27 protein-coding genes are annotated in these 26,402 nt (G+C 43.4%); 15 read left to right on the top strand and 12 right to left on the bottom strand.

Annotated elements, in window-relative coordinates; translation table 11 throughout:
* The first annotated feature begins 490 nt into the window (after nt 1-490).
* The gene (locus DXX93_RS14005) at nt 491-1,846 is read left to right on the top strand and encodes an MATE family efflux transporter (RefSeq protein WP_116008639.1); all 1,356 of its coding nucleotides are present in this window, start codon (nt 491-493) and stop codon (nt 1,844-1,846) included.
* 50 nt (nt 1,847-1,896) lie between these two features.
* Here the strand turns inward: DXX93_RS14005 and DXX93_RS14000 are convergent, their stop codons facing one another.
* Entirely contained in the window at nt 1,897-1,995 is a 99-nt protein-coding gene (locus DXX93_RS14000; protein WP_116009973.1) for a hypothetical protein, read from the bottom strand.
* A gap of 410 nt (nt 1,996-2,405) precedes the next feature.
* Between DXX93_RS14000 and DXX93_RS13995 the strand changes: the two genes are divergently transcribed.
* Nucleotides 2,406-3,200, top strand: coding sequence for a DUF2884 family protein (locus DXX93_RS13995; RefSeq protein WP_116008638.1), 795 nt, complete (start codon nt 2,406-2,408; stop codon nt 3,198-3,200).
* 95 nt (nt 3,201-3,295) lie between these two features.
* On the opposite strand, the gene DXX93_RS13990 is transcribed toward DXX93_RS13995, so the two are convergent.
* Nucleotides 3,296-3,841 carry a hypothetical protein gene (locus tag DXX93_RS13990; protein WP_116008637.1) on the bottom strand — a complete coding sequence of 182 codons (546 nt, stop codon included), beginning with the start codon at nt 3,839-3,841 and terminating at the stop codon, nt 3,296-3,298.
* A 304-nt stretch (nt 3,842-4,145) separates the two neighbouring features.
* Between DXX93_RS13990 and DXX93_RS13985 the strand changes: the two genes are divergently transcribed.
* Together DXX93_RS13985 and DXX93_RS13980 are read left to right on the top strand one after the other, a co-directional pair.
* A complete protein-coding gene (locus DXX93_RS13985; protein WP_116008636.1) occupies nt 4,146-4,916 on the top strand; it encodes a tRNA-uridine aminocarboxypropyltransferase in 771 nt (256 codons plus the stop codon).
* The gene (locus DXX93_RS13980) at nt 4,913-5,428 is read left to right on the top strand and encodes a GNAT family N-acetyltransferase (protein ID WP_116008635.1); all 516 of its coding nucleotides are present in this window, start codon (nt 4,913-4,915) and stop codon (nt 5,426-5,428) included. Before DXX93_RS13985 ends, DXX93_RS13980 begins: the two co-directional genes overlap by 4 nt.
* A 2-nt stretch (nt 5,429-5,430) precedes the next feature.
* Here the strand turns inward: DXX93_RS13980 and DXX93_RS13975 are convergent, their stop codons facing one another.
* Nucleotides 5,431-6,330 carry a LysR family transcriptional regulator gene (locus tag DXX93_RS13975; RefSeq protein ID WP_116008634.1) on the bottom strand — a complete coding sequence of 300 codons (900 nt, stop codon included), beginning with the start codon at nt 6,328-6,330 and terminating at the stop codon, nt 5,431-5,433.
* Nucleotides 6,331-6,541: 211 nt separating this feature from the next.
* On the opposite strand from DXX93_RS13975, the gene DXX93_RS13970 reads away from it, so the two are divergent.
* Nucleotides 6,542-8,044, top strand: a complete 1,503-nt coding sequence (locus DXX93_RS13970) for a CoA-acylating methylmalonate-semialdehyde dehydrogenase (protein ID WP_116008633.1) — start codon at nt 6,542-6,544, stop codon at nt 8,042-8,044.
* Between the two features lie 121 nt (nt 8,045-8,165).
* Here DXX93_RS13970 and DXX93_RS13965 read toward each other — a convergent pair whose 3' ends face one another.
* Together DXX93_RS13965 and DXX93_RS13960 are read right to left on the bottom strand one after the other, a co-directional pair.
* Nucleotides 8,166-8,465, bottom strand: coding sequence for a DUF3301 domain-containing protein (locus DXX93_RS13965; RefSeq protein WP_116008632.1), 300 nt, complete (start codon nt 8,463-8,465; stop codon nt 8,166-8,168).
* Nucleotides 8,466-8,507: 42 nt separating this feature from the next.
* A complete protein-coding gene (locus DXX93_RS13960) occupies nt 8,508-9,518 on the bottom strand; it encodes a DUF3549 family protein (protein ID WP_116008631.1) in 1,011 nt (336 codons plus the stop codon).
* A gap of 354 nt (nt 9,519-9,872) precedes the next feature.
* Here DXX93_RS13960 and DXX93_RS13955 point away from each other — a divergent pair, with 354 nt between their 5' ends.
* A complete protein-coding gene (locus DXX93_RS13955) occupies nt 9,873-10,229 on the top strand; it encodes a YqcC family protein (RefSeq protein ID WP_116008630.1) in 357 nt (118 codons plus the stop codon).
* Entirely contained in the window at nt 10,222-11,022 is an 801-nt protein-coding gene (gene truC, locus DXX93_RS13950) for a tRNA pseudouridine(65) synthase TruC (protein ID WP_116008629.1), read from the top strand. Before DXX93_RS13955 ends, truC begins: the two co-directional genes overlap by 8 nt.
* 80 nt (nt 11,023-11,102) lie before the next feature.
* On the opposite strand, the gene DXX93_RS13945 is transcribed toward truC, so the two are convergent.
* The 6 genes from DXX93_RS13945 to DXX93_RS13920 form a co-directional block, all read right to left on the bottom strand.
* Entirely contained in the window at nt 11,103-11,480 is a 378-nt protein-coding gene (locus tag DXX93_RS13945) for a hypothetical protein (RefSeq protein WP_116008628.1), read from the bottom strand.
* Nucleotides 11,481-11,769: 289 nt separating this feature from the next.
* Nucleotides 11,770-12,615, bottom strand: coding sequence for a 2,3,4,5-tetrahydropyridine-2,6-dicarboxylate N-succinyltransferase (gene dapD, locus DXX93_RS13940; protein ID WP_374188931.1), 846 nt, complete (start codon nt 12,613-12,615; stop codon nt 11,770-11,772).
* 17 nt (nt 12,616-12,632) lie between these two features.
* Nucleotides 12,633-15,257, bottom strand: coding sequence for a [protein-PII] uridylyltransferase (glnD, locus tag DXX93_RS13935; protein ID WP_258872671.1), 2,625 nt, complete (start codon nt 15,255-15,257; stop codon nt 12,633-12,635).
* Nucleotides 15,258-15,296: 39 nt separating this feature from the next.
* Nucleotides 15,297-16,085 (bottom strand): type I methionyl aminopeptidase, encoded by a 789-nt coding sequence (map, locus tag DXX93_RS13930; protein WP_116008626.1) that lies wholly within the window; start codon nt 16,083-16,085, stop codon nt 15,297-15,299.
* 331 nt (nt 16,086-16,416) lie between these two features.
* Nucleotides 16,417-17,019, bottom strand: coding sequence for a hypothetical protein (locus DXX93_RS13925; RefSeq protein WP_116008625.1), 603 nt, complete (start codon nt 17,017-17,019; stop codon nt 16,417-16,419).
* Nucleotides 17,020-17,230: 211 nt separating this feature from the next.
* Nucleotides 17,231-17,704, bottom strand: a complete 474-nt coding sequence (locus DXX93_RS13920) for a hypothetical protein (protein WP_258872670.1) — start codon at nt 17,702-17,704, stop codon at nt 17,231-17,233.
* Between the two features lie 601 nt (nt 17,705-18,305).
* Here DXX93_RS13920 and rpsB point away from each other — a divergent pair.
* From rpsB to DXX93_RS13895, 5 genes are all read left to right on the top strand, one after another.
* Entirely contained in the window at nt 18,306-19,034 is a 729-nt protein-coding gene (gene rpsB, locus DXX93_RS13915; RefSeq protein ID WP_116008624.1) for a 30S ribosomal protein S2, read from the top strand.
* 95 nt (nt 19,035-19,129) lie between these two features.
* Nucleotides 19,130-19,969, top strand: coding sequence for a translation elongation factor Ts (gene tsf, locus DXX93_RS13910; RefSeq protein WP_116008623.1), 840 nt, complete (start codon nt 19,130-19,132; stop codon nt 19,967-19,969).
* A gap of 356 nt (nt 19,970-20,325) precedes the next feature.
* The gene (locus tag DXX93_RS13905; RefSeq protein ID WP_116008622.1) at nt 20,326-21,381 is read left to right on the top strand and encodes a hypothetical protein; all 1,056 of its coding nucleotides are present in this window, start codon (nt 20,326-20,328) and stop codon (nt 21,379-21,381) included.
* Nucleotides 21,382-21,463: 82 nt separating this feature from the next.
* The gene (locus DXX93_RS13900) at nt 21,464-22,432 is read left to right on the top strand and encodes an IS30 family transposase (RefSeq protein ID WP_116006822.1); all 969 of its coding nucleotides are present in this window, start codon (nt 21,464-21,466) and stop codon (nt 22,430-22,432) included.
* A gap of 234 nt (nt 22,433-22,666) precedes the next feature.
* The gene (locus tag DXX93_RS13895; RefSeq protein WP_116008621.1) at nt 22,667-23,395 is read left to right on the top strand and encodes a hypothetical protein; all 729 of its coding nucleotides are present in this window, start codon (nt 22,667-22,669) and stop codon (nt 23,393-23,395) included.
* Between the two features lie 80 nt (nt 23,396-23,475).
* Here the strand turns inward: DXX93_RS13895 and DXX93_RS13890 are convergent, their stop codons facing one another.
* The gene (locus DXX93_RS13890) at nt 23,476-24,291 is read right to left on the bottom strand and encodes a TIGR04219 family outer membrane beta-barrel protein (protein ID WP_116008620.1); all 816 of its coding nucleotides are present in this window, start codon (nt 24,289-24,291) and stop codon (nt 23,476-23,478) included.
* A 163-nt stretch (nt 24,292-24,454) separates the two neighbouring features.
* Here DXX93_RS13890 and DXX93_RS13885 point away from each other — a divergent pair, with 163 nt between their 5' ends.
* From DXX93_RS13885 to frr, 3 genes are all read left to right on the top strand, one after another.
* A complete protein-coding gene (locus tag DXX93_RS13885) occupies nt 24,455-24,835 on the top strand; it encodes a DUF4345 domain-containing protein (protein WP_116008619.1) in 381 nt (126 codons plus the stop codon).
* Between the two features lie 156 nt (nt 24,836-24,991).
* Nucleotides 24,992-25,732 carry a UMP kinase gene (pyrH, locus tag DXX93_RS13880; protein WP_116008618.1) on the top strand — a complete coding sequence of 247 codons (741 nt, stop codon included), beginning with the start codon at nt 24,992-24,994 and terminating at the stop codon, nt 25,730-25,732.
* 61 nt (nt 25,733-25,793) lie between these two features.
* Nucleotides 25,794-26,315 carry a ribosome recycling factor gene (frr, locus tag DXX93_RS13875; RefSeq protein WP_374188852.1) on the top strand — a complete coding sequence of 174 codons (522 nt, stop codon included), beginning with the start codon at nt 25,794-25,796 and terminating at the stop codon, nt 26,313-26,315.
* Nucleotides 26,316-26,402 lie beyond the last annotated feature (87 nt).

The following is a 26,402-nucleotide window of genomic DNA, read 5'->3' as shown; positions in this document are numbered from 1 at the left end:
AGGGCAAATGTGAGCAGCAGTGTGCTCAATTTCGGCTTAGTGGTTATCCAGTTAAGTTGCATATGGTTTCCTTATTGGGTTATTTCAAAAGCGTCGCAATATGTTAAGCGCCGCCAGCTGAAGATCATAGTGGGAAATATACCAATCCGCATAATAATATGATCAACTCAGAGTTATTTCAGCGGTTCAAGTACAAGAAAATTTTTGCCGATATAGTCGCTCTACATCTAGAAAATTTTCCGCCGTAATTGTGCCGCTGAAAAGCTCCTGAAAGGCTTGGCCAAAACGCTTTACTACTGTGTTGCATGTTTTTGAAATAGAACAACTATGACGAGCAAACATGCGCCTTGCATTAAAACGTTTTATCTCAAGCTGAGTGAACATTTATTTATGCGGATTGGTATTAAATACGTATTCAACAAGCAATAACTGTTAACTACCGCTAAAATACGCAATTCTTCTTCCGTTATTTATTTAGTCTCCTAATTTCATGAACTCTGCTTCTCAGTTACGCCAAACGATTAAATTGGCGTGGCCTATTTCTTTGCAAAACATGCTGGTCACCTTATTGAGCATGATTGACGTGGTGATGGTTGGCCACTTAGGTAACGCAGCGGTTGCCTCTGTGGGGCTGGGCAATCGCATTCAATTTGTAGTTTTAGTTATTGCCACGGGCCTTTCGTGGGGCGTGGGGGTGTTAGCCGCCCAATATTTTGGTGCCGGTAAAAGTGATAAGATTCGGCGCAGTATTCAAATTGCCTCAGTCATCGCGCTACTTGCTTTTATTCCTATCGCGATTGGCAATTTTTATTTTGCTGAGACCATAATTCTTTGGGCATCATCTGACCTTGAAGTTATTGCGCTCGGCGAAGTTTATCTGTGGATCACTATGCCCAGTTTAATTTTCGTGGCGCTCGTACTTATTGTTGAGAACGCGCTGCGAAGCATTGGCCAAGTCAAGCTGCCATTGGCGTTTAGTTTCGTTGCGATTGTCATTAATATTGTGCTGAATTACTGGTTGATTAATGGTGGCTTTGGCATTCCCGCATTGGGAGTTGAGGGAGCCGCTTGGGCGACGTTACTATCGCGTGCACTTCACTTTGTTATCATTTGGGCGTTTTTGATTAAGCATCGTCACTTGTTGGCACCGAAAGCTGGCGATTTGTCGCTGTTGGCTAATCGCAGTGCTTGGTCACAGCTGTTTCAGCTGATATGGCCGATGATGGTCAGTTTTGGTATTTGGTCTATTGGCACCTTTGTTTATCAACTCATATACGGTCAATTGGGAACAGAAGCATTAGCGGTCATGAGTTTGCTCTCACCGATAGAGGGCATATTTCTCTCAATCTTTTTTGGCTTGGCATCCGCGTGCTCTATTATGGTTGGTCAAAAACTGGGCGCTGATGCCTTCGCGCAAGCTTGGCAAGTGGCGAAATCCTTTTTCTTTATATGCCCTTTGGTTGCCGTAGGCCTTGGTGGGGCCGCGTTGCTGCTTGAAGGTTTAATCTTTAGTCCGTATGAGAATATGTCGGCACAAACGTTAGCAACGGCTCATCAAGTATTTATGCTCATCGCGTTAGGGGCTTGGCTAAAAGTATGCAATATGACACTCGCCTTAGGCGTGATACGCGCGGGTGGCGACAACAAATTTTGTATGATCACTGATATCTTTGGCTTGTGGGTGGTCAGTATTCCACTTACCTTCGTGGCCGCAACTATTTGGCAGCTTCCGTTAATCTGGGTCGCTATGGCCGCCTACAGTGAAGAAGTTGTTAAATTAACCTTGTTTAGTTGGCGAACATTTTCGAAGAAATGGATGCGTAATCTATCCGCTCAAGCCCATTAAGTTGAGTAAAACGGCTAGAGCCAAAACGGTTCGGCTAAAACCCAAATCGATCAGCTTAGCGCAATGAAGACTCCGGTAGAGCCTAAATCTTTGGCGCTGCCAATTAGCTTGTTATGCTCTGTTGCGATTTTGTCAGCAAGTACTTTAATTGCGTGCTAAAGGCTGTAAGGAAAAATGAAACTGGCGCGAGTAATGGATATATATCAACTTCCTGCTGGAATACTGCTTGGTGCTTGTGCGCCGCTTAAATCCCATGTCATTAGGTTTGTTAGCGTAACCCGTAGGCATCGTCGTTATGTCGTTATTGATTTGAAATAACGTAAAGATTTCGCCCCAAACTTAATTAGATTTTTAAAACCACTAATAATTAGCCAAGTTCGCGATAAATTACGAATTTGTTGTGCTATGAACATTGCTGCTTTTATTAACTCTTTGTTTTAATTTGAAAAATATTTTGGCACTAGATTTGATATCAAAGGTTATCAAGCAAGCGATAGGGCTTGCTCGCAATTAACCACTCAAATAATCAAACATGTAGCGTTCATGTAAGGACAGAATAATGAAAAAATTTGCAGCAGCTCTAGTGACCATGATGTCAACATCCGTTTGGGCACACGATTTCAACACAGATTCATGTGATGTAAATTTGAATTCAGGCATGCACATTAATCATCAAGTCATTGAATTTACTAAGCACGATAAAACGCTATACAAAATCGTCGGCAAGGACACCTTGATTGTTGCTGACAATGAGGTTTATTTGGCGGCTGATCAGCAAGCGCTAGTTGCTGACTATGCGGCAAGTATTCGCGCTGTAGTGCCTCAAGTAAAAAGTATTGCCATTGAAGGCATTGCCTTAGCGACAGAGGGCGTTAACTTGGCGTTTAACGAGCTACTGGGAGAGGGTAACAACCTTGGTAGCAAGTTAACGCGTGAATTAGAGCTGTTGAGTAACGAGTTGGATAATCACTTGTCGTTAGAGCAAGGTATTAATTTTGACGAAAACGGTGTGATTGGTGAAGACTTTTTAGGCGAAGACTTTGAGCAGCGCGTTGAAGAGACAATCGAAACGGCAATTCAAGAGTCACTTGGCAGTTTACTCATTGCAGTGGGTCAGGAAATGTTATTTGCTGGCGGCGATATGGAAGCATTTGAAGCAAGAATGGAAAATTTCGGCTCAGATATAGAACAGCAAATGGAAGCGCGAGCAGCATTACTTGAGGCTAAAGCGGATACACTGTGCCAATCAATTCATCTCATTGACCAGGCGGAAGAAGTCTTACGCTCGGAAATTGACGAACTCGCTGAGTTTGACTTGTTAACCGTTACAACTAAAAGCGCTCACAAGGCTTGAAATTAAGCGGCTATTGAAGCTATTGAAGCTATTGAGTCTATTTAAAAGTCATCAGGCTTGCGTGCGAAGCTCGCATCAAGCCTGACAACATTAGTTCAAGGATGAACTTGGATAAACGCTATGGCGGCTTGAATCTCTGCAATGGAATAATTGAGGTTTTTTTCAATAATAGCGGCAGGCTGCTGGAAAATTGATGAATCAGCTTGATGGCTGGTAGCAACAATGGCTTGATTTTGGCTATCCATCAATCGAACAAATACATGAGCACTGTTGTTTTCAAACCCACTTGCACGTCTTGTTTTCGGTGAGTGATAAGAGACTTCGGTGAAAATGATCCCCTCTGCGCCGAGTGTATTGGCAATGGTAATTACGGTTTCTACTGGTGAGTTCTTGTAATCTTGCGCAAGACCTTGAGCTTTAATCATGCGATTCACTTGTGCGGCTGGCACTATATTAATTTGTGAAGATACAGCCAAAGCGTGCTCTAGTGAACGCTCTGCTTGCGGTGCATACTCGCTGTCTATTGGCGCAATCACAATAGTTTTCCACTTGGCGCCTTTGTATCGCTCATTAAATGATATTTGGCTACAACCACTCAAGATTAAACAGAAAATCGCAAGATAGATGGTTTTCAAATGCATATTTATTCCTTTACTAAACGCAGACTTATTATCTAATTGAATATAAATTATTGAAATTATGATGAATGCTAGCTGAACAGAAAGTAATTTTGGTAGCTATAAGCTGGTAGTTTTTCGCATGTTAACAGCTGTAAGTCTTTGCATGCTGGACTAGGTAGCGCTTGACAGTAATTTAGTTACATACTGACATCACAGAAATCCAGTACAATGTGCCTAAATGCGAGCATAGTGCTCAATTGGCCGTTATCAATATCAAAAAAGTTACATAAACCAAGTTATATAAAGCAAAGTTAAATTGTTATTTATGAATCATTCCGTACAGCAGCTTTACTGCTATCGTAAGAGTATTAGCACTAAACCGTTTAACGCACGTGGTAAAAAAGTTCAGCGCTGCGAGCGTTGTCAGTTGGCCGAGGTTAACTGTATATGTGCGTTGCGGACATCAGCAACTACAGAGGCTAACTTTGTGATCATGATGCATGACGCGGAAGTGCTTAAACCGAGTAATACCGCTCGCTTAATCGCTGATGTTGTGCCAAATACTCAGGCGTTTATCTGGTCACGTACTGAGCCAAACCCAGCACTACTCAAGCTGCTTGCTGACCCTCAATATTTCCCTGTTGTGATTTTTCCTGCCCAGTATGCCGCTGAGCCTAGAACTGTGCTTATTAACCAAATGCCTGATCTTACTCAAAGTGAGTTTACGCAAGGTAAAACACCCTTGTTTATTTTACTCGATGGTAGCTGGCGGGAGGCAAAGCGAATGTTTCGTAAAAGCCCGTACCTAGATAAGTTTCCGGTGTTGAGTATTACCGGCGCGAGTGATGAGCAAATGGGCAATTATATTCGCGAAGCCGAAGTGGAAAATCAGTTTTCGACGGCGCAAGTTGCCGCGCAGGTTTTAGCGCTAAACGGCGAAGCAAAGGCTGCGCAGCATTTATTTTTGTGGTTTGATTTATTTAATTTTCAATACCAAAAAAGTGTCTGCCAGCGCAATCAAGGGCGAAGTGATGCCCAAGCGCGCTATCAAGCGTACCTTGCTCGCAGAGCGCAGCAGTCAGAGGCAAAGGAGTGATCACAACCGATAGATTAACGCTAAGGCCGCTAACGCGGGGTGATTGGCAATTCATTATTGATATTTTCAATCAGCCAGATTTTATTCGTCACGTCGGCGACAAAGGTATTCGCACTCAAGCTGATGCGATTGACTATCTGGAACAGGGGCCAATGCTTTGCCATCAAACACATGGTTTTAGCATGTTAGCAATGGAGCGCCGTGCTGCTTTGACCACAAAAAGCAGTCAGACAGACGTCGTTGGCCTTTGCGGTTTATTGCAACGCGATAATATGCCGTGCCCAGATATCGGCTATGCGTTATTGCCGCCATATTACCGACAAGGTTATACCCTAGAAGCCGCGCAAGCGGTTATCCGTTATTTTTCACATATACGTCCGTTGTTGGCAGTGATCAGCAAAGGTAACTTCGCCTCGCAGCAGCTTTTGTTAACCTTGGGCTTTAAGCCAACGCAAGCCACTTTGGTGGCAAAGGCATTTGGTGATGATGTGACGGTATTTCAACTAGACTGAGGTTAAAGCAGGCTCTGAGCGGGGATCAAGAGCTGCTGCTGCGTTTGTGTTAATTGTTTTAAGTATTCCCACACAGTGGCGACCCGTGTGAGTCGCTTTAACTCTGGGTGAGTCGTCAGCCATAAGCTGCGGGTGATCGTCACCTCGTCTGGCAGCAGTTTAACGAGATCTCTGTCTTGCTCTGCCAAAAAGCAGGGCAGAATACCAACCCCTAACCCTGACTTAATCGCACTGTATTGGCTGATAATACTGGTACTGCGAAATAGTGGCGCGATGTTTTCTGAGACTTCGTTTAAGTAGCTAAGCTGCTCGGTAAAGAGCAAATTGTCAACATAGCTCACCCATGGCAGGTTCGCTAATGTTGGCAGCGATACTTTGGCGTATCGCGCTTGATGCGCTCGTGCCCCATAAATTTGGAGCTGATAATCGGTCAGTTTAGTGACGATCATTGAGGTGCCTTTGGGCTGCTCAACGGCAATGGCGATATCTGCCTCATTTCGGCTAATTTTAACGTCTCTGGCAAACTGCAATAGTTCGATTTCAATTTTCGGGTGTTGGCGGTGCAGCTCAGCTAAATTCGGGGCGATAAAGTGATTGCCAAACGCTTCGGTCGCACCAATGCGAACGGTACCTTGTTCACTGGTATTGTGCAGTGCAATTTGTTCATAGGCCAATGTCGCATCTTGCTCCATTTTAGTGGCTCTAACAACGAGCCGTTGGCCGTCCTCCGTCAGCTTATGGCCGTTTGTCGTGCGCTCAAACAACTGCGCTGACAAGCTAGTTTCCAGTTGGTGTAAGCGCCTCGAAACAGTAGACGCATCAATACGCAAGCGACGAGCTGCAACTGACAAGCGCTCGGCACGTGACACTTCTAAAAATATGCGTAAATCTTCCCAGTTCATAACTTACTGCCTCGCTCACGGCTTAACATTAACCGCAGCTATTATAGGAACGAATTGCTGTTTTTTGCAAAAATGCAAGCTATATTGCATTTGTGCTTGTTGTGGCTTTTCACGCGAGCGTCTAACGTAGTGTGATGACTTACCGTATTCGCCTATGTGACTTAATACAAAAGGAACTTAGTGCAAATATGATCTTACCTTGAGAGCAGTTATGACAGTGAAAAAAATTCCTTTGATTATTGGCGGTGAGCAAGTGCAATCTGCCACCGATACTTGGTTAGATGTGCTCAATCCCGCAACCCAAGAAGTGGTTGCACAAGTGCCAATGGCGACAGCCGATGAAGTCGCCGCAGCGGTGGCCAGTGCCAAAGCAGCATTTCAGTCTTGGTCACAAGTCTCGCTGACAAATCGCATGCGCATTATGGTGCGTTTTCAAGAGTTGGTGCGTGAGCACACCAGTGAAATTGCAGAACTTATCACGCTCGAACACGGTAAAACCTTACCCGATGCAGAAGGTGAAGTCGGTAGAGCGTTAGAGGCGGTTGAAAATGCCTGTGCGATTACGCGGTTACAGCTTGGTGAGATGGCCAATAACTCAGCAACAGGTGTGGATACGTACACACTGAATAAGCCACTCGGTGTTGGTGTTGGTATTACTGCGTTTAACTTCCCGGTTATGCTACCAGCGTTTATGTTTCCGCCAGCGATTGCATGTGGCAATACCTTTGTGCTTAAACCATCTGAGCAAGACCCATCATCAACTATCCGCTTTGTTGAGTTAGCGATGGAAGCATGTATTCCCGCTGGCGTGATTAATGTTGTCCATGGTGGCCCAGAAGTGGTGGATGCATTGTTAGAGCATCAAGACGTTAAAGCGGTTTCTTTTATTGGATCAACGCACGTTGGTACTCATGTTTATAACCATGCCAGCCAACACGGTAAACGCGCGCAAGCGATGATGGGCGCTAAAAATCATATGGTGATCATGCCCGATGCCAATAAAGATAGAGCGATTAACGATTTATTAGGCTCAGCCTTTGGCGCAGCTGGGCAGCGCTGTATGGCCAACCCGGTAACGATATTAGTCGGGGAAGCGCGCAACTGGTTACCTGAAATAGCAGAGCGTGCCAAAGCCTTAAAAGTAGGGCCAGGCTCGCAGCGCGATGCGGATCTCGGCCCTGTGGTCTCACCGCAAGCAAAAGCGCGTATTTTGCGATTGCTCGACTCAGGTGTTGAGCAAGGGGCTGAACTACTCGTTGATGGCCGTGATTGTGTTGTTAAGGGCTACGAGCAAGGTAATTTTGTTGGCCCAACCATGTTTGCCAAGGTGAAAACAGACATGGACATTTACACACAAGAAATTTTTGGCCCAGCGCTTTGTGTGCTAGAGGCGGAAACGCTTGATGACGCCATCGCGATTATCAATGCCAACCCCAATGGTAATGGCACGTCAATCTTTACCTCAAGTGGTTGGTACGCCCGTAAGTTTGAAAATGAGATAGATGTGGGCCAAGTGGGCATTAACGTACCAATTCCGGTGCCTGTCGCTTACTTTAGCTTTACCGGTTCTCGTGGCTCAAAGTTGGGCGACTTAGGGCCGAACGGCAAGCAAGTGATTAGCTTTTGGACGCAAACTAAATCAGTCACCGCGCGTTGGTTTGAACCGGATCATCAAGATGGTGCAGAGGTACATACCACCATCAGTTTGAAATAGGATTTATTGTCTAAATCAAAAAGTAAAAAACAAAAAGCAAAAATTAAACAGCGAAAGTCGGCATATGCAGGCTTTCGCTTTTTTCGTGCTGTTAAAGAAATGCGAAAAGTAAATTGGCAAACTATATTCGATAAGCTGGCATATCAACGGCGTTAAGTTTTAAGCCGTATAGCTCCATGGTGCCAGTTGCACTGGATTCGCCATCACCACTAAATTCAAAATCAAAGAGACTGCGAATATAAAAGCCTTGGCGTTTATTAAAGCGGGGCAGTGCACTTTTACGGAATACAGAAATTAACTGTAAGCCCTGCTGTTCACAGTGGCGCTTGGCGTGCACTTTGGCGATTTCAGCGACTTTTCGCAAGTACCAAAAATACCAGCCAATTAAGAAAATCCCCAACAGTAAATAAATATCGCCCATATGTTTCTCAGTTACTTCTTGATGTTGATCTTGTTGCTCGCGTTAACCAAATAGCTGGCCAATGGCTTTCGCCAATGCATCACTGCGAGTTTCACTGCGCATTACAGCAAAGACATGAGGTCGCAAGGCTGGAATTGCAACTAGGTCTTTAAAAATTGCAGTGAATAGTGCGAGATCAGGCTTATCTGCTAACTGTGATAACAGTTGCTCAAGCGTTGTTGCGTTTAACCCTAACCAGCAACGACCAGCAAGCGTGATATAAATATCATCCGCTTGAGGCTGAGCGAGTAATTCGCCAATTAGTGCGACAACATGTGGGTGCTCAGCTGTGCTTGCAAGCGCTCTAATCAATTGTGCTTTGATTTCGCTGTTTTGTGTTGTTTTAATCAATGCAATCATTGCCGCTAACACATTTAGCGGTAATTGCTGGTTTTCCAGTGCATGACAAAACGGAATGAGTACATTAGTGTCAAAGTTAGCAAGGTTTTTTGCCACCGCTTCGCTGATACTTGTTTGATTCATTTCCGCCGCTAAATCACTGATCCCTTGAATACCAATACTTTGCCATTCATCCCAGGCTAATTGGCCGTTTACGTATTCTTGAAAGTGCTCGAAGTGAATGCTCGCCGGCTGCTTTAGCTCTTTTCTGACGAGTGTATTTATCGCTGCCAATTTATATTCAGCTGGGGTGATATGGTATGGGTTACTATTAAGCAACTCTTCTTGTTTCTCTGTTGGATCAACGGTTAAGTCTTGGCCGAGTGCTTCGATAATGATGGCAATAAAGTGGTTACGCGCCCCTTGGTTTAACAGACCGCGCTCATCTAGCGGTAATTTGATAAACCATAAATAAGGTGCTTTCGATTTTGCTTGCCAAAACGCAATCGCAATATGGGCATGCCCTTGGCTTGGAAAAGGGTAGGGCATCATATTTTGTTCGACGCGGTTAAAGTCATCTTTACTGATTTTAGTAATTTTACGGCCGATATCGTAAATGCGGAATTGCGAGCCAGAAAATTGCAATAGCTCAGAGATAGTATCGATGCGATCCATAATTGAAAAAGTAGTCGAATTTGAGGCGAATTATACCCAAGCCGCTTTAATATGCGAGTTTCAGTTGGAATTAAAAGCGATTTAGGCACAGGTTAATCGCTCCTTGCGTAACCTAAGTACCTGCGTCCATGCAGGCAAGGCGTTGGTTTTTAATAATGGCTTCCCCTTATCAAAATCAACAACGCAGCATAAATTGTTTTTAAACCAACATTAATCACTATTCATTAGAGTACAGCTAAACCTTAACTCTACAGAGTACTGTAACAAACGTACTGATACTTGCAGCTTGAAGTGGTTTGGGTATATGGCGATAATGCCGCGCTAACACCATGACCAATGTTTGCAAATCATTAAATGACTTCTCAACAACACAGTATCGACGATTTACTTTATCAATTAGAGCAAGAGCTGCGTCGCTTAACGCTTTGGAGCTTAGTAAAACCTAGCCCTGAAAAGCTGATGAGCACAGCACCTTTTTGTGTTGATACCTTGCGTTTTGAACAGTGGTTGCAATATATCTTCCTACCACAAATGTACCAGTTAATTAAAAACCTGCAGCCACTACCGACACAGATAGCATTATGTCCGATGGCTGAAGAGGCGTTTGTCGGCTTATCAGACAAAGCGGCAGATTTAATTAATATCATTGGCGATATTGATGAATTGCTCAGTGGTCAGCGTCAACAGCAGAAGTTTTTACGTCATGAGTAAGTCGATAGTGGAAAGCGAAAATCAAGCTGAGCTGGCAGACTTAGCAGCGTGTGAAGCGCAAAAGCCCGTACTAGAAATTCTTTATCAAGATGAATACTTAGTTGCGATAAATAAACCGGCAGGTCTGTTTGTACATCGCAGTTTTTTAGATAGGCACGAGCGCTATTTTGCTTTGCAGCTGTTGCGTGACCAAATAGGCCAATACGTTTATCCCATTCATCGGCTCGATAAGCCAACTAGCGGCGTGCTGTTGTTTGCGCTTGATCAAGAGGTGGCAAGGGCACTAAACGATAAGTTTATTACGCGCGATATCGAGAAAACCTACTATGCCTTGGTACGTGGCTTTTTGGCGGAACAAGTACGCGTTGATTACCCGCTAAAAGAAAAGCTGGATAAAATTGGCGATAAATACGCTAGCGAAGATAAGCCAGCGCAAGCTGCCGTTACGCAATTCACGACCATTGCACAAGGTGTTATCAATAAGCCATTGGGGCGTTACGATACTGTGCGTTATTCTCTGGTGAAAGCGAGCCCAGAAACGGGGCGTCGTCATCAAATTCGCCGCCATTTAGCTCACCTGCGCTTTCCAATTATTGGTGATGTTAATTACGGCGATAACAAGCAAAATCCATTTTTCGCTGAGGAATTTGGTTACCGTCGTCTGATGTTGTTTGCACAGTCACTGGCATTTGAACACCCAGTGACAAAAAAGCCGCTTGTGATTGAAGCGGCGTTTGATCAGCAGTGGTTATCGGTATTTGAACAGTTAGGCTGGCAAGGTATCAAGGTTTAGGTTCAAGGTATCAAAGTCTAGGCTTTTGATGCCATCCGTTAGTTCGAGCATAGCTATGCTAGCCATATCTATTAAGAGGGCTATAGTTTCGTGCTTTTCGTACTACTAGCGCCACCGGTTAAGCTCACAAACTGGGTATTATACTGGCGGCTGTAGTGGTCATATAGCCAATCAAGGCGGTGTTTAGCACGCTCAGTTGCTGGCGCTTTGTTATCGCGCTCACCCGTAATCATCACATAACCCACATTTTGTCGGCCAAGCGCCTCGTTTCGTGTTTGCTCAAACTGTGCCATCATAATTTGATCCGCCGTGGTAGGGCGCTTTAATAAACTAATGAGGAGTTCAGTATCGTTAGTTAATGGCTTTTGGTAGTCTTGATATGCAAGATTCTCGGTACTTGAGCAAGCGCTCAATACTAAAACACAGGCTAAGGTAACTAACTGGCTAATAACTTTCATGGTCGCTACTGATGGTTTCTATGGATTGTCTAACTACCATTCAGCAAGCTGTGTACCAATGCATTTTTGACACTTAGTTTTTAATGATAAGTGATTAAATATAATGCAATTTTAATTTCTATCCTTGTTCGTTTTATGCCTCAAATACGATGTGTTATCCCATAAAAAAAGCGCTAGATTTTTACTGTCAAAAATCTAGCGCTTGATGGTTCAGTCAGGTTAAGTTCGTGTCACAAGCTTAACCTAATCGCCCTTGATGACTGTTATTCTTTACTTTTACTCATCACTTTTATTCGTCAGAAACAGAACGCAGTAGGGCATTAATACCAACTTTAGCGCGTGTTTTTGCATCCACTTTCTTCACGATAATGGCGGCGTACAAGCTGTAAGTACCACATTTTGATGGCAAGTTACCTGGCACCACGACAGAGCCTGCCGGTACACGGCCATAGTGTGTTTCACCGGTTTCGCGATCGAAAATACGCGTGCTTTGGCCGATGTAAACGCCCATTGAGATCACCGCACCTCCTTCAACGACAACACCTTCAACGATTTCAGAGCGCGCGCCAATAAAGCAGTTGTCTTCAATAATGGTTGGGCCAGCTTGCAGTGGCTCTAACACACCACCAATACCAACACCGCCAGATAAATGCACATTTTTACCAATTTGCGCGCACGAGCCAACAGTTGCCCATGTGTCGACCATAGTACCTTCATCAACGTAAGCGCCAATGTTAACGTAGCTAGGCATCACGACCACGTTTTTACCCACGTAGCTGCCCGTTCGAACGGTTGCTGGTGGGACAACACGCACACCGTCAGCCTCGAACATGGCTTGTGTGTAATTCGTGTATTTTAATGGCACTTTATCGAAAAACTTGCTTTCAGCACCGTCAATCACCTCGTTGTCCCAAATGCGGAAGCTCAGCAATACCGCTTTTTTAAGCCACTGGTGAACGACCCATTCGCCGGCAACTTTTTCAGCGACACGCGCTGAGCCATCATTTAAGGCGGCAAGTGCCGCTAAAACTGCCGCTTTAACGTCATCGGTCACCGTTGCTGGTGTAATTGACATGCGATTTTCAAACGCTTGTTCAATCGTTGCTTGCAAGTTTGTTATCTCTTGATTTTGCATGGTAAATCCTTCGTTAGTTAAACGATATCGTCACATAGACGTTCGTTTAATAGTTGTTGTTCTGTGTCGGTAAGTGCTTGGCCCTCGCCGTTGGATACCGTAAATACGTCTTCTGCACGCTCACCAAAGGTGGTGATTTTAGCACTGTGAATGGTCAGTTTTAGGTCGCTAAACACTTGCGCGAAACTGGCCAGTAAACCTGGTCTGTCGGTGGTAATTATTTCCAGTAGTGTTGTGCTGTCATCATCCGTTTGAATAAAACTGACTTGAGTTTTCAGGTTAAAGGTTTGCAAGCGCTTCGATACCGGTTGTACTTCAATGGTCGCCAACGTTTCTTGGCTCAAGCGTGACGCCAATAAACGCGAAATTTCCTGTTGGCGTGACTCGTCGGTAATTGCCTTAGATTGATGATCTAACACCACAAAAGTATTTACTGTATAGCCCGTGTTGCTGGTAATAATTTTAGCATCGTGGATCGACAGTTTTTTGCTACCGAGCAGGGCGACCGTATTGGCGAAAATATTTGAGCGTTCTTTGGTGAAGATAAACACTTCCGTGCCACCGCGATACGGTTTGGGACTAACCAACACCAAAGGTTTGCTGCGATCGTGGCCAAGAATATGCTGGGTATGCCAAGCAATTTGCGTTGGCGTGTAGCGCAAGAAGTAGTCGGTATTAAACTCTTGCCAGAGGTTAGCGATTGCCTGCGCTTCAACGCCATCAGCCAGCAATAGCTCTTGTGCTTGTTGCTCGTTTTCACGAATTTGGTCAGCTAAATCAACCGGCTTCTCTAGGCCACGTCTAAAAGCGCGCTTAGTGGCAAGGTATAGCTCTTCAAGTAGGTTAGCTTTCCAGCTGTTCCACAAACTTTCGTTGGTGGCGCGCATATCGGCCACCGTTAAACAATACAGGTAATCTAAGTGTGCCTCATCGCGCACAATCTCGCCAAATTGCTTAATGACATCTGGGTCAGAAATATCACGGCGCTGAGCGGTTACTGACATTAATAAATGCTGTTGCACTAACCAAGCAATCATACGACCGTCGTGATCGTTAAGTTTGTGCTCTTTGGCAAAGTTAAGCGCATCGACCGCGCCAAGTTCGGCGTGATCACCACCTCGCCCTTTGGCGATATCATGGAAAATACCCGCTAAATACAAGACTTCCGGCTTGCGAATACGTTGCACAATCTTACTACAGCGCGGGAATTCATGGTTGTGCTCAGGTTGGCTAAAGCGATACAGGTTTTTGATCAGGCGATAGCTGTGCTCGTCAACAGAATAAGCGTGGAACAAGTCAAACTGCATTTGCCCAACAATAGAGCGCCATTCTGGTAAGTAAGCCCCTAAAATACTGTGTCTGTGCATTAGGGTAAAAGCTAAGCCTAGACCGCGCGGGTGCTTGATAATTTCAATGAAAATGCGGCGGTTTTCTTCGTAGTCGTTCAACCGTGAAACCAAGCGGCGACGAGCATTGCGCAGAGCGCGTAGGGTTTCAGAGTGTAAGCCTTTGATAATAGGATTTTGTGCAATGGTTAAAAACATTTCCATGATTTTAACGGGGCGCATAAACAAGCGATTGCTGCTGACCTTGATCAGGCCACCAACAACCGAAAAGTCTTTGTTAAGTTCGACAACTTCCGGCTTGGTTTTGTTAACCAAAATCTCTTCTTCAAAATGTTGAAGGAGCATTTTGTTTAACTCAGAAACACGGCCGATAATGCGGAAAAAGCGCTTCATCATGCGCTCAACCGATTTTTTACCGGCACTGCCAAAGCCCATCATTTTCGCCACGTCGGCTTGGTAATCAAAGAGCAAACGGTTTTCACTGCGACCCGCGACATGATGCAAGGCAAAGCGCATCCGCCACAAGTAATCCTGACATTCAATAAGTTCCGTAAACTCGTTTAATGTCAGATACTTGTGCTCAACCAGTTCAGCTAGTGAGTTCGCCATAAAATGGCGTTTAGCGACCCAAGCAACTGTTTGAATATCGCGTAAACCACCGGGATTGGCTTTTAAATTAGGCTCCAGTGTATAGGAAGCGCCGTGATATTGATTGTGACGTTTAAACTGCTCTTCGCGCTTGGCGATAAAGAATTTTTCTGACGTCCAAAACACATCCTCTTGCAATAGCGGCTGTAATTGCTCGGCAAGTGCTTGGTTGCCGCAAATTAAGCGCATTTCCATCAAATTAGTGGCGATGGTGACATCGTTAACGGCTTGCTTCAAACACTCTTGCACATCGCGCACACTGTGGCCAATATCAAACTTTACGTCCCAGAGCTGGGTTATAAAGGCACCAATTTTTTCTTCGAGATCCTTTTCAATGCTTTGCTGAGTGAGTAGCAAAATATCAACATCGGAATGTGGGTGCAGTTCGCCACGGCCATAACCGCCAACGGCAATCAAGCTCAGTTGATATTCGTCAAGCTGATGTTGTACCCACAGTTTAGTGAGCACTAAATCAACAAAATCGGCACGCGCGCGTACCAAGTTTTCCATGTCTTCTTCGATAAAAATAGTGAGCAGCCACTGGTTGAAGTCTTGGCTTAATGTGCAGACTTGAGCACTGGTCATCGTCGGTGCCGTGACACACAGTGGCGTTTGAAAATGACTGGGTATGAAGTTGTTATTTTCCACAGTAATGCTTTTAGATTGTTTAGTTAATCGTCTGACGGATTAGTTGTGTAACTGGCGCGGGATGGTATCATCGCTGCGCAAAGTCAAGATTTCACAACCGGTTTTGGTCACTAAAATGGTGTGCTCCCACTGTGCTGACTTTTTACCGTCAACCGTGTAAACCGTCCAGTTGTCTTCCTTGTCTAAAATCGTGCCAGCCTTGCCCATGTTAATCATCGGTTCAACGGTAAAACACATGCCTTCTTGGATTTTGGTTTTATCGTTGTTTTTGTAATGCACAATTTGCGGGTCTTCGTGGAACTGAGCACCAATACCGTGACCACAATATTCTTTAACGATGCCGAAGCGACCCGATTTTTTAATAAACTTCTGGATTGCTGCGCCAATCTCACCAAAAGCAACACCTGGCTTCACTTTTTTCAACCCTGTGTAGAGTGCTTCTTGGGTGATACGGCATAATCGGCGATCTTCTGGTGATACGTCACCAATTAAGAACATTTTGCTGGTGTCACCGTGGTAACCGTCTTTGATCACTGTGATATCGATATTGATAATGTCGCCGTCTTTGAGTGCGGTGCCGTCAGGAATACCGTGACAAACAACGTGGTTGACTGAGGTACAAATTGACTTTGGAAAACCGTGGTAGTTAAGCGGTGCAGAGATGGCTTCTTGCACTTTCTCGGTATATTCCGCGCAAATGGTGTTCAGCTCGTCGGTGGTTACGCCAGCTTTCACGTGCGGCTCGATCATTTCTAATACTTGAGAGGCAAGCTTGCCTGCAACGCGCATTTTTTCAATTTCTTCCTGACTTTTAATCGGAATCGTCATTTAATTCTCTATATTTTCTCAAATAAAATTGCCCACATTCTACATGTTTTTAAGGGCTTTCCCAATGGTTGGTTTTGCTTATCAAATCACTAAACGTATTAAGCGAGAATGGGGTTTATCGCTCAATTTAATAAAAAGCGAATAATACCAATTCAGCAGCTGAATAAAGCTAATTGATAGCGTCAGTAATCGTCGTCTGGCCAGAAGGCGTGATACGTGCAAGGAACTGGCGAGAGGCTCAATAAAAAAAGCGCCAAATGCTGGGAAAAACATTTGGCGCTTTTGGGATTTGTGAGTTGCTTGGAGCTTTGTCAAAGCAGCTAATCGGGTATTACTTTATTTCTTCGTTAATCGCATCAACAATGGCTGATGGCTCTAACAGGTAAAGGTTGTGATTCAGTAAAACTAAATCATCATTGTGGGCAAGTAATAACGCTGGGATTGCACGCGTGCCAATAATGTCTTGAATCTCTTCAATATCAGCCAGCATAAACTCTGCGTCTTTAACAAACTTGTCAGACTGCAAGCACTTACTTGAAGGTGATAACTTTAGTTGCTCGACGATATCAGCCACATCGTCAGCGTTGGTTAATGGGTTGCCTTGTTGAAAATGCGCTTGTTGCATTGCCTGTAAAATCGCCAGTGACTTTTCAGGACACTTGGCTTGCGACCACGCCATTAAGTTTGCACCTAAGGTGCTGTCTTTCGTTTCGTTTAACTTGGCTAGGTATTTGTCGCCAAATTTAAGGTTACTTAGCTCACTCACTTGGTTGGTGATTTTTCGTGTGATTTTGTCTTCACCGTCGTATAAACCACTGTGTAAGAAGTGAATTTTTACTTTTGGCAATTTCTCGGCAACAGCGCTCACTAAATTGGTGGTGGCATAACTCCACGGGCAGTGGCTGTCGTAAATAAAAAATAGCTCAGTGGCCATTGGCGTAAATCTCTATTGCGATGGAAGTAATTAATGGGGCTAATTTTAGCTGGTGTCGCTGGTGATTACTATGGTCGATAGTAATTACTATGGTTAATCACCAGCCTAGCGGTTTTACAACGACTACTTGACAGCTAAATTGCCAGTTGAATTGCTTGGAGCATATTAATAAAAGCAGCTGATACAGCGCCGCGTTACAAACAGGTTTGCTCTAAAACGGTCTGGTAACCGCTACGCCAAATACAATGGCTTCTTCGTTGTCAATAAAATCAACGGCAATGGTTGGCGCAAGACCAAACTCAGCGACGTGAAAATCGTACGATGCACTCAAACGATACAGTGTTTCATCGTGCGGGTGTGCACCGCCAATGCGCTCTTCGCCAATACCAGCCCCTAAACGCACGTTTTTTATTGGGTGGTAGTAAAGTGCTGCTAACCCTACGGCGACGCCATCGCTATGGGCACCATCATTAGTGCGCTCAAATACCGCACCTACACCCCATTGGGCGTCAAGCTTGTACTCGTATTCAAAGCCAAAGGTAAACTCAGTTTCACTTTCGATATGTGTTGCACCGATAAAAATGCCGGGAATATGTTTGGCATCGTCTGCCGCAACACTTGCCGATGGGAAGAGGCTACTGATTGAAAGTGTGGCAAAAGCCATGGTGGTGGTGAACTTGTTCATTATTGTCCTTGTTTTTGGGTGAAAGTTTTTGGGTAAAAGTTTATCGTGAAAGTTTTTTGCGTTTACTCGTCGTGTTTAGTGCTTGTGAACGAGTTAAGGCGTGAGCAAGTGAGTGCGCGTTAGTATGCGCTTTGCTCAGTTATTTACCGTAATTTTTTGTAATTGCTAGTTTTAGCTAGTCTTTACCTAGTCACTTGAAAAGCTTCGCTAATTCAACGTAGTGGAATTGGCTGAGTTAAGCGCGTTTGGGCATGCTAAGGCTTGCCTGTTGCGATGAAATGTTGCGACTAAGTTACCTGTCTATTAAATGTGCACATCAGTGCTGTGTTTTGCTGGTGTTTAGGTGATTGATGTGGAATAATACGCGCCGCTAAATTTGTCGTTTGGTGGGGAGCTTTTCATTAGAGAGGCTGCCGGTCAGAAGTAATGATGGATATTAGCGTTATTAACACAAGTAGTGTTGTCTCAAATTGAGACACACATTTTTATAAACTCACATACATCTTGCAGAGGTATACCCGGGGTGCTCCAAGCGTCACTGAACGCTGCTATGAGTCGTGTATATCGGATGTATGAACGCTTAACCCCAAGAGGAAAAATTATGCCAAACGTTTCTATGCGCGACATGCTTAAAGCAGGTGTTCACTTCGGTCACAAAACTCGTTACTGGAACCCTAAAATGAAGCCATTCATTTTCGGTGCGCGCGACAAAGTTCATATCATCAACCTAGAGCAAACTGTGCCAATGTTCAACGACGCTTTAGCTTTCTTATCTGGCATCTCTGCTAAGAAAGGTAAAATCTTATTCGTTGGTACTAAGCGTGCAGCGAGCGAAGCAGTTCGTGAAGCAGCAATCAAAGCTGATCAATTCTACGTTGATCACCGTTGGTTAGGTGGTATGTTGACTAACTGGAAAACAGTTCGTCAATCAATCAAACGTTTAAAAGACCTAGAAGCTCAAAGCACAGACGGTACATTCGACGCTTTAACTAAGAAAGAAGCATTAATGCGTACTCGTGAAATGGAAAAGCTTGAGAAGAGCCTTGGTGGTATTAAAAACATGGGTGGTTTACCTGATGCTTTATTCATCATCGACGCTGATCACGAGCACATTGCTGTTAAAGAAGCAAACAACCTAGGTATTCCAGTAGTAGCTGTAGTTGATACTAACTCAAACCCAGACGGTGTTGATTACATCGTGCCTGGTAACGACGATGCGATCCGTGCGATCACTCTATACACTGACGCAGTAGCTAACGCTGTTGTTGAAGGTCGTGAGCAAAACATCGCTGTTGCTGCTGAAAAAGACGGTTTCGTTGAAGCGGAATAATCGCTTTTACTAACACTCTTTAATTTATCTGCAATGTCAGGCCACCATACTTGGCATTGCAGACTCTAGATTTTTATATATTGAGGAATTAACTCATGGCAATTACTGCTGCATTAGTTAAAGAATTACGCGACCGCACTGGCGCAGGCATGATGGATTGTAAAAAAGCCCTTCAGGAAACTGACGGTGATATGGAACTTGCGATCGAAAACATGCGTAAGTCTGGTCAAGCGAAAGCTGCTAAAAAAGCGGGTAACATCGCTGCTGAAGGCCAAATCATCATTAAAGGCGGCGCATTAGTAGAAGTTAACTGTCAAACGGACTTCGTTGCCAAAGACGAAAACTTCTTAAACTTTGCTAACAAAGTTGCTGACGCTGCTGCCGCTGACAAATTATCTATCGAAGACTTACAAGCTAAGTTCGAAGAAGAGCGTGTTGCTTTAGTTGCTAAAATCGGTGAGAACATTAACGTACGTCGCGTAGCTTACGTTGAAGGTGCTAACCTAGCGTCTTACAAGCACGGTGCAAAAATTGGTGTTGTTGTTGCCGGTGAAGGTGACGCTGAAACACTTAAGCACATGGCAATGCACGTTGCTGCGTCTAAGCCAGAGTTCATCAACCCTGAAGATGTACCAGCTGACGTAGTAGAAAAAGAAAAAGCAATCCAAATCGACATCGCGATGAACGAAGGCAAGCCTGCTGAAATCGCTGAGAAAATGGTTACTGGCCGCATGAAGAAATTCACTGGTGAAATTTCTTTAACGGGTCAAGCTTTCATCATGGAACCAAAGAGCACTGTTGGTCAGGTTCTTAAAGAAAAAGCAACTTCAGTTTCTGCATTCATTCGCCTAGAAGTAGGTGAAGGTATCGAGAAGAAAGAAGAAGATTTCGCAGCAGAAGTTGAAGCGCAAATCGCTGCTGCTAAAGGCGAATAATTTTACGTTTATTGATTAACGTAAATTAAGCTTACTAAAAACCGCTCACTTGAGCGGTTTTTTTATGTATAGCCAATACCAACCCATAACACTTTGCGCCTCAACCTAATATTTTATCTATCGGTTAAGCTCATTTTAGCCGCCTAGGAATCGTATAAATGTTTGAACCACAGGAAATCCTGTTTGGTTTCTTCTATATTTATTCCATCATTTTGCTTCTCTAACTCACAATTTAACGCTATTCACATCGATTTGTCTTGAATGTTGTTTGTTTTGGGAAGTCATCAGTGGCTATTAAGCGAATAATTGGATGTTGTCTGCTTTCTAGGGAACCCGTTTAAAAGGAAGTTGACACCATGTTTAATCAAGTAATTTCATTCGTTTTAAAAAAGCAATTACCTCTGCTGTTATGTATTATCACAATATCATGCAGTAGCAATAACCTCTGTTATGCCTCTGGGGAGTATGTTTCGAGTGTCACTATAAGCAACAATCAAATTGACTCGTCATATATTCAACACTTAGATAATCTGCCACACGAGATTGAACATGCTTTGCGAGAAATTAAATATTCAATAAATGAGATAAAGTCCTCACAAGCTGATTTAGACGAGGAGCTTTTCTACAAGCAGTTTGCACTTTCTAAAATTGAGTTGAATAAGCAACTAGCAAACCTGATAACTTTAATAATTTATTTCAATAAGATGGAAAATACCCAAGGAGGCTCTAAAGAAAATTTGAATGCAAATTTAGAATTATTAAATAATGCTGTTATTGAGTTAAAAAACACCACCGAAATGATTAGTAAAGTTAGTAGTCAAAATGAGTTACAGCGCGCTATAGAAAATTTTAAGGAAAGTATTCAAAATAAAAGCCATTGGGTGGATTGGACAACCGTTTTTGTGTCATTTATCGCATCAGGTATTGCATTATTTGGAGTTTGGTTTTCATTAAACAAGAAGGAAAAAAGTGAAAAAAAAGCTAAAGATGAAAAGCAAAGAAAAGCTATACGGATGTTGGATCTAGAATTATCAAAAAGGTGGATGAGACAGGTATATCCGCTGCTACAGGCAATTTTTTCGAATAAGCCGTCAGATGAATTCAATAAATTTAAATCAAACTTTGAAACGGCTATGCACCTTAAACTTGTACCACATGACTTTGTGTTTATTGAGCAAGTTGCACATGTTACCGATAATTATACACACTTACCCAGTCATATCTTGAAAAAATGTTTATTGGTGCATTATCAGCTACATGATCTATCGGATGAAATATCAATTTTGCAAGACTTTTGCCAATTAGAGCTGAATCGTTTGGGTGCTACGCAATCAGTAAACCGACTGTCACTGGTTGATATTTCAAATAAACCACAGGTTAAATCTAGTTGGCAAATGATTAATAAACCTTAGATTCGCATAATAAGTGCAATTTCTCAGGTTAGGTGGCCAGCTGTTATAGTTCGGCTACTTTCTCGCCAAAGGAAATAGCCTTATGAACTACAAACAGCTGACACAAGCTGAACGATACCAGATTTACGCTTTGTTAAAAGCAAAACATAGTCAAAAAGAGATAGCTGAAATTTTAGAGCGCAGTCCGTCATCCATTTCACGCGAGATACGACGCAATAAAGGATTGAGGGGCTATCGACCAAAACAAGCTCACCAATTGGCTAAACAAAGACGTCAATCGGCTACTAAGTCAGTCAAAATCACAGAGCAGGTCCAAGGTTGGATTAAGTGGTTGCTTGAGCAAGACTTTAGCCCAGAGCAAATTACTGGACGGATTAAATTAGAAGAAAAGCTTTCCCTGCACCATGAGAGTATTTACCGCTATATTTATCAGGATAAAGCCCAAGGTGGTCAACTGTATAAATCTCTCACCAGAGCAGGTAAAAAATACCAAAAACGCTATGGCCGCTATAGTAAGCGTGGCCAACTTGTGAACCGTGTCGGTATTGATGAACGCCCAGCGGTAGTTGACACAAAATCTCGTCTTGGTGATTGGGAAGGTGATACTGTTATAGGAAAAGGGCGCCAACACGCCTTTGTCACACTGGTTGAGCGAAAGACACTTTATACCGTTGTTAGGCGTATTGAGAGCAAACATGCTGATATTACAGCAGACGCTATCATTGATAGTGTTATGCCACTCAAAGAAAAGGTACTGACGATTACCTTCGATAATGGTAAAGAATTTGCTCAACATGAGCGAATTGCTCAAGCGCTAGAAGCGGATGTGTACTTCGCCCACCCTTACGCTTCGTGGGAGCGAGGTATCAATGAGAATACTAACGGTTTACTGCGACGTTACTTTCCCAAAGGCACAGACTTTATGGCGCTTAGTGAAGAAGAAATTCAGGCGGCAGTTGATAAGCTCAATCACCGCCCAAGAAAGACAAGAGGTTATAAAACACCTTATGAATTATTTACCGGTCAGCCAGAGAAATTAGTGGCTGCATAAACGATTGCACTTATTAGTTGAATTCAAGAACTGGTTAGTTCGTTAAATAATAAAATTATTGCACTTGATGAGCAGATCATAGACTTTGCGTGGAACTATGATGGCCAAACCTAAATAACATTTAAGCTTAAATCAAAGAGCAATATAAATTGGCGACAGCAAATTAACCAATACTTAGCAGCAAAACAAAGTGGGTGGGTTAGGTAGTATCACTTTTAAGGGAGCCAAAGGGATATGATGAAAATTACGCTCATACCATCAAACCTAGCCTTGCTGTTTTATCTTTGCTTTGCCAACTTTTTCACTCAGGCAGAGCAAACTAAACAAGTGCAAGGCCGATTGGTTATCTGTATCGGTCAGGCGTCGAGTTCATCTAACAATTCAGCACTACAGAGCTTAGTCAACGAGATGTTTAACACAACTGGACTGCAACCTGATTTGTTTTATAGCCCCACTAAAAGAGCAGAGCACTTATTCAAGGTTGGTGAGTGTGACGGTTTTTTTGTTTCTTCAAATGATTTTCCTACGCAAATTCAACGAGATGATATCGTTCATGTACCCGAAAGTATTATGACGGTGCATGTTGATGCATTTGTCTATAAAGGCGACGTCTGTAAGGTTGAACAGAGCTGTTTGCAAAGTCTCGCGAAATCACAAGTGGTGGGTGTTTTTCGTTCACACGCACTAATGAAATATCTGAAAACGAGAACGAGCGCATCAGTCGTGGAGCTAACGACGCTGGAACAAGGGACCAAAATGCTTGAGCATAGTCGAATCGATGTACTGGTGATACCTAACATAAATATCAATACAAGCCGCCTGTTAAACGTCGAAAGGGTAGCGTCGGTGGAGTTGTATTTATGGCTCGATAAAAAATATGCCCCGTATCTAGAGGAAGTTTCCATGCAGGTTAGGCGCTTAAAATCTGGCCCGAAATGGACATTACTAAACCCTTCCGGTTAGCTGTGATTAAATCGCAGTTTATTGCCAAGGAATAAATAGGGTCAGATCCGAATTAATTTGGCTTCTGACCGCAAAAAAGCTTAAAAATGCACAACCGCTCCAGCAAAAGCCCCTTTAAATTTAAGGTCGCTATATAAGCCGTCTAAATCTTCAAATTCGAGATTTACTACGCGATAGCCTAACGTCACATTCAAATCTACCGCCATATTTTGAACTAGGTCGTAACTTAGGCCAACTTGGTAATCTGCTAGCGAGTGATCATCGATAAAAGACACCTCACCTTGAACCAAAAAGTTCAGCCCATTTAGCGGCAAGCGTATGTTAGTTAACGCGTATAACATGGGCTCGATATCGTCGATATTGACTTTCCCTTGGGGAATGCGAGAGCCCGTTACGGTTGGGGCAACACAAGTGTCGGGCACTATAAGTTCACATTCTTCGATTAGCACTGTCGAACCTGTCAGGGCAATATCACCGCGAAAGTCCCTCGCAGTTAACCCTAAATCAAACGAAATTGCACGATTATCGACTAGTTCGTAATACAAGGTGTAGTCGGTATAACCAATATCAACAGCGGCATTAACTTGGTTGCTAATAGGAAAACTATCACCACCGAAATCAAGTGCTTGTGTTAACGATGCGCTGCCTGTGGTGTCTATGGTTGTGTTGGCAATACGCAGATTTGGCAGAAAAGGCAGGGGGTGTTCAACCGCGACAAAGAAACTTGCTTGCTGCTCGTTTTCCAAATTGAAATCCACTTGCGTGTTTTGCGCACCCAGCGTGCCACTTGCGTTACTCTGCCAAAATTGTCCGCCGAGATATAAACCAACCGTGTCGGCATGCACATTAGCGGTAAAAACTGTGGTAAATATCGCTGCCAACGCTTTTATTTTCATTCAGTTATCATCCTTGTTTAGCGGTATATTTGGTTCGCATTCAAAGCGATTAGGGTAATAGAGTCAAGCGAGTTAGGTTGTTGATTTAAGTCAACGTTATATGAATAATCATTGTTTGCATTGATTTGTATTTGTGTGCCGTACGCAAGGAGTGAAAACTAACATGGCTAAATTGCTCATTTACGCAACTGCAGGCTTCTTTTTACTTTATGGCTTAGCGTTTGCTTTTTATCCAATATCAATGGCAATGTGGGTAACCGACGCAAGCCCATCGAGTACTTCTGCTGTCATAGATTTTCGAGCCACCTATGGCGGTGCACAAGTGGCCATTGGTTTGCTGCTATTGCTGATCGTAAAAGTTCGAAATGATATTGACTTAGCGCTAACAATGGTCGCGCTCTTGTTGTTATCAATGGCATTAGGTCGCTTTATCGGTATAGTGATTGACGGAGAACCTAATCTCATCATGTATGTTTATCTTGCCGCAGAATTGGCATTTGGTGTATTGGCATTGTGGTTAAAGCTGCGTTTAAAAGTGGAGTAAAATATCTAATTCGCATATTAAATAACCGCTTTTTTCTAATAAAGCGCCGCTAAATTCCCTTTCTTTATTTAAAGCTTTAGATGTTTTGTAAAAACCATTAAAATAGCCGCGGTCAATTTCGGCTGCGACAGTTTTATCTACAGGAATCTTGAGCTTATGAGCACCAACCCTAAACCTACGTATCGTCGTATTCTTCTTAAACTCAGTGGTGAAGCCCTAATGGGTGATGAAGGTTTCGGTATTGATCCGAAAATTCTTGACCGCATGGCGCAAGAAATTAAAGAACTCGTTGAGTTAGGTATTCAAGTAGGCTTAGTGATCGGTGGTGGTAACTTATTCCGTGGTGCAGGGCTTGCTGAAGCGGGCATGAACCGTGTTGTTGGTGACCAAATGGGGATGCTAGCAACCGTCATGAATGGTCTTGCAATGCGTGACGCATTACACCGCGCTTTTGTCAATGCACGTTTAATGTCAGCTATTGATTTAGCTGGTGTGTGTGATACCTACAACTGGGCTGATGCAATTGGCATGTTAAAGTCTGGTCGTGTGGTGATTTTCAGTGCCGGTACAGGTAACCCATTCTTTACCACCGATTCTGCTGCGTGTTTACGCGGTATCGAAATTGAAGCAGACGCTGTCTTAAAAGCGACAAAAGTTGATGGTATTTACTCGGAAGATCCGGTAAAAAACCCTGAAGCAACTTTGTATAGCCACTTAACTTACCAAGAAGTGCTAGAAAAAGAATTAAAGGTAATGGACTTAGCGGCCTTTACCCTAGCGCGTGATCACAGCATGCCAATTCGTGTATTCAACATGAACAAGCCGGGCGCATTAAAAAATGTGGTAATGGGCCAAGCTGAAGGTACCACCATAGATCACGCTGAAAACTTAGATTAATCGTTCAGTATTAAGGAATATCCAAGTGATTGAAGATATTAAAAAAGATGCAGAAACTCGCATGAGTAAGAGCATCGAATCATTAAAAACAAACTTAAACAAAATTCGCACAGGTCGTGCGCATCCTTCACTATTGGACAACATTTCAGTAGATTACTACGGCGCTGACACACCACTTAACCAAGTGGGTAATGTTTCAGTTCCAGATGCACGTACACTTGCGATCACTGTGTTCGACAAATCAATGATCGGCGCCGTGGAAAAAGCGATTTTATCGTCTGATTTAGGTTTAAACCCTTCGTCTCAAGGCACGCTTATTCGCATTCCATTACCACCGTTAACAGAAGAGCGTCGTAAAGACCTAGTAAAAGTGGTTAAAGGTGAAGGCGAGAACGGTAAAATTGCCATTCGCAACATTCGCCGCGATGCAAACTCTGATGTGAAAACACTGAACAAAGAAAAAGAAATCAGTGATGATGAGATGCACCAAGCGGAAGATGAAATCCAAAAAATCACCGACAAGTATGTCAAACAAGTCGACCAATTGTTGGTTGAAAAAGAAGCGGAATTAATGGAAATTTAATTTTCCAGCGAAAGGAAAACACGCCGTAGTGAAGTTTTACTACGGCGTTTTTATATAGTGAGATTTAAGTGTCAAATATCTCTGAAT

Source organism: Thalassotalea euphylliae, assembly GCF_003390335.1.
GTDB classification, from domain to species: Bacteria; Pseudomonadota; Gammaproteobacteria; order Enterobacterales; family Alteromonadaceae; genus Thalassotalea_F; species Thalassotalea_F euphylliae_B.
Note: the sequence above shows the minus strand (reverse complement) of the source record. Positions and strands in the feature narration are given on the sequence as shown.

What these genes read in the sequence shown, in the direction of transcription:
- DXX93_RS14005 (WP_116008639.1), top strand. Translation starts at nt 491, where the DNA reads ATGAACTCTGCTTCTCAGTTACGCCAAACGATTAAATTGGCGTGGCCT.
- DXX93_RS13995 (WP_116008638.1), top strand. Translation starts at nt 2,406, where the DNA reads ATGAAAAAATTTGCAGCAGCTCTAGTGACCATGATGTCAACATCCGTT.
- DXX93_RS13990 (WP_116008637.1), bottom strand. Translation starts at nt 3,841, where the DNA reads ATGCATTTGAAAACCATCTATCTTGCGATTTTCTGTTTAATCTTGAGT.
- DXX93_RS13985 (WP_116008636.1), top strand. Translation starts at nt 4,146, where the DNA reads ATGAATCATTCCGTACAGCAGCTTTACTGCTATCGTAAGAGTATTAGC.
- DXX93_RS13975 (WP_116008634.1), bottom strand. Translation starts at nt 6,330, where the DNA reads ATGAACTGGGAAGATTTACGCATATTTTTAGAAGTGTCACGTGCCGAG.
- DXX93_RS13970 (WP_116008633.1), top strand. Translation starts at nt 6,542, where the DNA reads ATGACAGTGAAAAAAATTCCTTTGATTATTGGCGGTGAGCAAGTGCAA.
- DXX93_RS13965 (WP_116008632.1), bottom strand. Translation starts at nt 8,465, where the DNA reads ATGGGCGATATTTATTTACTGTTGGGGATTTTCTTAATTGGCTGGTAT.
- DXX93_RS13960 (WP_116008631.1), bottom strand. Translation starts at nt 9,518, where the DNA reads ATGGATCGCATCGATACTATCTCTGAGCTATTGCAATTTTCTGGCTCG.
- DXX93_RS13955 (WP_116008630.1), top strand. Translation starts at nt 9,873, where the DNA reads ATGACTTCTCAACAACACAGTATCGACGATTTACTTTATCAATTAGAG.
- truC (WP_116008629.1), top strand. Translation starts at nt 10,222, where the DNA reads ATGAGTAAGTCGATAGTGGAAAGCGAAAATCAAGCTGAGCTGGCAGAC.
- DXX93_RS13945 (WP_116008628.1), bottom strand. Translation starts at nt 11,480, where the DNA reads ATGAAAGTTATTAGCCAGTTAGTTACCTTAGCCTGTGTTTTAGTATTG.
- dapD (WP_374188931.1), bottom strand. Translation starts at nt 12,615, where the DNA reads ATGCAAAATCAAGAGATAACAAACTTGCAAGCAACGATTGAACAAGCG.
- map (WP_116008626.1), bottom strand. Translation starts at nt 16,085, where the DNA reads ATGACGATTCCGATTAAAAGTCAGGAAGAAATTGAAAAAATGCGCGTT.
- DXX93_RS13925 (WP_116008625.1), bottom strand. Translation starts at nt 17,019, where the DNA reads ATGGCCACTGAGCTATTTTTTATTTACGACAGCCACTGCCCGTGGAGT.
- DXX93_RS13920 (WP_258872670.1), bottom strand. Translation starts at nt 17,704, where the DNA reads ATGAACAAGTTCACCACCACCATGGCTTTTGCCACACTTTCAATCAGT.
- rpsB (WP_116008624.1), top strand. Translation starts at nt 18,306, where the DNA reads ATGCCAAACGTTTCTATGCGCGACATGCTTAAAGCAGGTGTTCACTTC.
- tsf (WP_116008623.1), top strand. Translation starts at nt 19,130, where the DNA reads ATGGCAATTACTGCTGCATTAGTTAAAGAATTACGCGACCGCACTGGC.
- DXX93_RS13905 (WP_116008622.1), top strand. Translation starts at nt 20,326, where the DNA reads ATGTTTAATCAAGTAATTTCATTCGTTTTAAAAAAGCAATTACCTCTG.
- DXX93_RS13900 (WP_116006822.1), top strand. Translation starts at nt 21,464, where the DNA reads ATGAACTACAAACAGCTGACACAAGCTGAACGATACCAGATTTACGCT.
- DXX93_RS13895 (WP_116008621.1), top strand. Translation starts at nt 22,667, where the DNA reads ATGATGAAAATTACGCTCATACCATCAAACCTAGCCTTGCTGTTTTAT.
- DXX93_RS13890 (WP_116008620.1), bottom strand. Translation starts at nt 24,291, where the DNA reads ATGAAAATAAAAGCGTTGGCAGCGATATTTACCACAGTTTTTACCGCT.
- DXX93_RS13885 (WP_116008619.1), top strand. Translation starts at nt 24,455, where the DNA reads ATGGCTAAATTGCTCATTTACGCAACTGCAGGCTTCTTTTTACTTTAT.
- pyrH (WP_116008618.1), top strand. Translation starts at nt 24,992, where the DNA reads ATGAGCACCAACCCTAAACCTACGTATCGTCGTATTCTTCTTAAACTC.
- frr (WP_374188852.1), top strand. Translation starts at nt 25,794, where the DNA reads ATGAGTAAGAGCATCGAATCATTAAAAACAAACTTAAACAAAATTCGC.